Annotated in this window: 9 protein-coding genes; 8 read left to right on the forward strand and 1 reads right to left on the reverse strand. The window is 43.3% G+C overall.

Translation table 11 applies throughout. From position 1 onward, the window contains the following. The 7 genes from AAFP11_RS29915 to AAFP11_RS29945 all read left to right on the forward strand — a co-directional run. Positions 1-608 (forward strand): HlyD family efflux transporter periplasmic adaptor subunit (locus AAFP11_RS29915; RefSeq protein WP_341740267.1); only part of this gene is annotated, 608 nt, incomplete at its 5' end. Between the two features lie 224 nt (positions 609-832). Beyond that, positions 833-1,051, forward strand: a complete 219-nt coding sequence (locus AAFP11_RS29920) for a hypothetical protein (protein ID WP_341740268.1) — start codon at positions 833-835, stop codon at positions 1,049-1,051. A gap of 27 nt (positions 1,052-1,078) precedes the next feature. Beyond that, positions 1,079-1,291 carry a hypothetical protein gene (locus tag AAFP11_RS29925; protein WP_293209002.1) on the forward strand — a complete coding sequence of 71 codons (213 nt, stop codon included), beginning with the start codon at positions 1,079-1,081 and terminating at the stop codon, positions 1,289-1,291. After that, positions 1,284-1,649 carry a hypothetical protein gene (locus AAFP11_RS29930; RefSeq protein WP_341740269.1) on the forward strand — a complete coding sequence of 122 codons (366 nt, stop codon included), beginning with the start codon at positions 1,284-1,286 and terminating at the stop codon, positions 1,647-1,649. The genes AAFP11_RS29925 and AAFP11_RS29930 overlap by 8 nt, the downstream gene beginning before the upstream one ends. Positions 1,650-1,789: 140 nt before the next feature. Further along, a complete protein-coding gene (locus AAFP11_RS29935) occupies positions 1,790-2,116 on the forward strand; it encodes a nucleotidyltransferase domain-containing protein (protein ID WP_293233293.1) in 327 nt (108 codons plus the stop codon). Beyond that, on the forward strand, positions 2,113-2,385 hold the full coding sequence (locus AAFP11_RS29940) for a HEPN domain-containing protein (protein WP_341740270.1): 273 nt from the start codon (positions 2,113-2,115) through the stop codon (positions 2,383-2,385). The genes AAFP11_RS29935 and AAFP11_RS29940 overlap by 4 nt, the downstream gene beginning before the upstream one ends. Further along, complete coding sequence (locus AAFP11_RS29945; RefSeq protein ID WP_341740271.1) at positions 2,363-2,503, forward strand: hypothetical protein; 141 nt, start codon at positions 2,363-2,365, stop codon at positions 2,501-2,503. The genes AAFP11_RS29940 and AAFP11_RS29945 overlap by 23 nt, the downstream gene beginning before the upstream one ends. A 58-nt stretch (positions 2,504-2,561) precedes the next feature. Here the strand turns inward: AAFP11_RS29945 and AAFP11_RS29950 are convergent, their stop codons facing one another. Then, entirely contained in the window at positions 2,562-2,813 is a 252-nt protein-coding gene (locus AAFP11_RS29950) for a hypothetical protein (RefSeq protein ID WP_341740272.1), read from the reverse strand. Positions 2,814-3,205: 392 nt separating this feature from the next. Between AAFP11_RS29950 and AAFP11_RS29955 the strand changes: the two genes are divergently transcribed. Beyond that, positions 3,206-3,925: tetratricopeptide repeat protein (locus tag AAFP11_RS29955; RefSeq protein ID WP_341740273.1), on the forward strand; the 720-nt coding region annotated here is incomplete at its 3' end.

Genomic DNA, 3,925 nt, shown 5'->3' on the forward strand with positions numbered 1-3,925 from the left:
GATTAGGCAGAAGTCGGCGGGTTTTGCTGGTGAAGCGCTCGTCAATTCAACAGCAATTGATTCAAGCTCAAAAAGAACTAAATCAAGTTGAATTAAAACTCAAATATAGCGTTGTCAGATCTCCAGCAGACGGTACAATTCTCAAAGTAGAGTTAGAACATCCTGGTCAAACTGTGCAAGCAGGAAGTGCGATAGCCCAAATCGTCCCCAGTGGCGTACCCCTGGTAATCAAAGCCAGAGTCACATCCCAAGACATCGCTGGCATCCAAATTGGCCAACCTGTACAAATGAGAATTTCCGCCCTACCCTTCCCTGACTACGGTACATTGAAAGGGACTGTCAGCGAAATTGCTCCAGATGCGATCGCCCCTCAAAATCCTGCTAATAATTCAGGTGGTTCTTATTACGAAGTTTCGATTAAGCCCGAACAAACTTATCTAACCAAACTCGAATCTACCAGTAGTCAAACAGTTGAAACTCCCCAAGCAAATACCCCACGTCAGTATTCAATTCAGTCAGGAATGGAAGGAAGAGCCGATATTATTACCGGTCAAGAAACAGTATTGACATTTATATTGCGGAAGGCAAGGTTAATGACAGATATGTAATTAGTCAGTAGCCTGTAGGGTGCGTCAGTCTTAAGGTTAGCCCGAAAAATTTGGGTTTTACCTACTGACGCACCCTACTTTTGTTTGTTGTTTGTTTGACATTGTGCGATCGTAGGTATATTGTAGATTGTAGTAGATGCCACTGTCAACTATCTCGATCCACAACTCCAAAAGTTAATCTAACGTCCTAAGCTGGTAACTAACCACTAAGCAACTGAGAGCAAATGGGGAAGTACAGGCGACCTAGAGTTAATTTCGTTTTGGATGAGGATATTAGAGACGACTTAATGGTATGGGCTAAGGAGGAAGGACGCACGATGAGCAATCTTGTAGAGCGAATTGTGACAGCCGCAGTTCAAGGAAATCGGCACAGCAACCCAAACCCAAACCCAAACCCGCTCATCCAGCAAGAGCAAGCGGGAAAAGGAGGCACTAGCCAATGAATAAACTGATGTCTAGTATTAAAAAAAGTGACAAATTCACCTGAACCAGAACCGTCAGAACTAGAAAATCACCACGGCGCAACTGACCCAAGTAAGTGTCAGGATATGAGCCGCAAGTACAGATGGAGGTTGAAGCGTATCGAACGTACAAAAGATCGCACTCTCAAGGTCAATTGCGTGTTTTATGGCGAACAAACCTCTTTTGAAGACAGTCGTTTTGGAGATACCGACGATGAATGAAACTTGGATAGTTTTTAAAACAGAATCACTCTCATCCCCAGGCTGGGAAGAACGTCAGCTACTACCGATCGGTGGTTTGACTGATATTTTAGCAACAGAGTGGGATTCTTCGGGGAAATTGCCTCAAATTGGTGAGCGGGTGCGAGAATACGAAAACCTCGAAGATCCGGGTAACGGAGTCACCCACGGTCGAGATAGCAATTGGATTGTGAAAAGCATCCACAAATTCTCTTCTAGCGACACAAACCTGGAAATCATGGTCTGTTATTGTGCTTATGAACCTGTTGAATCTAAATGGGTTAAATTAAAACGAGGAAAGCCTGTGAATGAGATTTTGCAACCCGTTGAAATTGGGTAAAAATCTTAATTTTTCTAATTAATTATCTTCAGTCCGCGTAGGCGGACTTTGTTTTTGTAGACGCGGTTTCAACCGCCGGGTTTATGTGTACAATAAATACACCGGGTTTATGTGTAGAATAAATAACATCCATCGCCAATATGAAAATCAACGATAAACTCAAGACCATTCTAGCTGAATTGCGATCGCACTTCGAGCAACTCTACGGCGATCGGCTCACCCAAATGGTACTCTACGGCTCCCAAGCGCGGGGTGACGCACATCCCGACTCAGATATTGATGTTTTGGTCGTTCTCAAAGGACAAGTCAATCCCGGCGAAGAAATCAAAAGAATCAGCCATATTCGGGCTGACTTGTCTCTCCAAAATGATGAAGTGATTAGCTGTTTGTTTATGGATGAAAATCGGTTTGTGAACTACAACGGGCCTTTATTGAGGAACATTCGTAAAGAGGGAATAGCTTTATGAAACCCGAACAATTAGAATTAATCCAGAAATCTCGCCAAAGTATCATTGCGGCAAGATTACTGCTAGATAATGGTTTTCCCGGTTATGCCGCTGCTCGCGCTTATTATGCTATGTTTTACATTGCTGAGGCGTTTTTAGATGGTGAAGGAATGTCTTTTTCTAAACATTCCGCAGTAATTGGAGCTTTTGGTCGAGAATTTGCCCGTACAGGCAGAGTCCCTGCTGAATTTCACAGATTTTTAATTGATGCTCAAGATTTGCTCTCATAGTGGAGATTACGGGGGAATTGATACTGTTACTGTCGAACAAGCTGCGGAACAAATTAACTGTGCCGAACAATTTGTCGAATTAGCTCAAAATCTGATTGGAAATCTGCCGCCACCCTAAATACCAATGCTGAAAATGCGATCGCTAATATCAGTATAAATTTTCCATCGCTGAATGCTCATAGCGCTTCTAAACCATCCATTTCTGCCACAATAAACTCTTGATTGATAGCAGCAATCTCAACTTGAATATCTGGATCGTTTGCCATCTCTGCTATCTCTGCCTCCAGGTATTTAGTATTAGCGAGTTTATTAGCTATGTGAGTTTTCTCCCGTACTCGGCAAGCGATACGTTCCAGCAGCCAAAGTTGTTCTTCTATCGACAGGGAACTAATAGAACGTTCAATTTCTACTAAAGTTTGTGAAATCATTTTAGTTTCCTCTTGTTTTTTGCCCCATCGCAAATCATCGAGATTTGTTTGAATGAGACCGGGCCCATTCCGAATAGATTCATTATGGCGATCGCTTACTTATCTTGTATCTATATTATACGACATAGTTGCGTAGCAGCTTATGACAGAATACGCTTAAGTTAAGACAGATCCCCCCTAACCCCCCTTAAGAAGGGGGGGATAAGAAAGCTCTTAAAGTCCCCCTTCTTAAGGGGGATTTAGGGGGATCTCCGGGGCATAAATAGTCTTAAGTAAACCGTAGCAGCTTATGACGCACACTCCAACGACTCCAGATGATTCAGCAAGTCGGGTTTCCCCCTTGTTTTTCCCCGACAAAGAATGTAAAATTCTAAAAACATGGGTTGTAAGCAATGAACGAAGCGCGCCGCCAAGCTTATCTCAATCTGATTAAATCTCTCGTCACCTGTCCCAGCGAGGAAGAAATCGAGATTCTGCAAGCTAACCTAGAATTAATAGATGATGGTTTTGCTCAATATTTGCGAGAGTGGGTAACTGAAAGTCTGGCAACTTTGGATGCAGAAGAAGCATACAATCGTGCTAACATTTTATACGGTTTGAATATTAATTTTAAAAATCTTCGGGAAGGTAGTCGGGCAAGTAATTTAGAGGTGGCTATTGCTTGTCTGGAGATAGGATTAACTGTTGTCACCCGCGAAGCTTACTCGGAAAAGTGGGCAACGTATCAAAACAGTCTGGCGAATGCCTACTGTGACAGAATCAGAGGGAAAAAAGCCGAGAATCTGGAATTGGCGATCGCAGCTTATGAGGCATCCTTGGAAGTTTACACCCGCGACGCATTTCCCTTTGACTGGGCAAGGAGTCAAAATAATTTGGGGATGGCTTACCTCTACAGAATCAGAGGGGAAAAAGCCGAGAATCTGGAATTGGCGATCGCAGCTTATGAGGCATCTTTAGAAGTTTGGACTCGCGACGCATTTCCCTTTGAATGGGCAACGTGTCAAAATAATTTGGCGACTGCCTACCAAAACAGAATCAGAGGGGAAAAAGCCGAGAATCTGGAATTGGCGATCGCAGCTTATGAGGCATCTTTGGAAGTTTGGACTCGCGAC

Origin of the sequence: Microcoleus sp. CAWBG640 (assembly GCF_020883015.1) — a bacterium.
GTDB lineage: Bacteria > Cyanobacteriota > Cyanobacteriia > Cyanobacteriales > Microcoleaceae > Microcoleus > Microcoleus anatoxicus.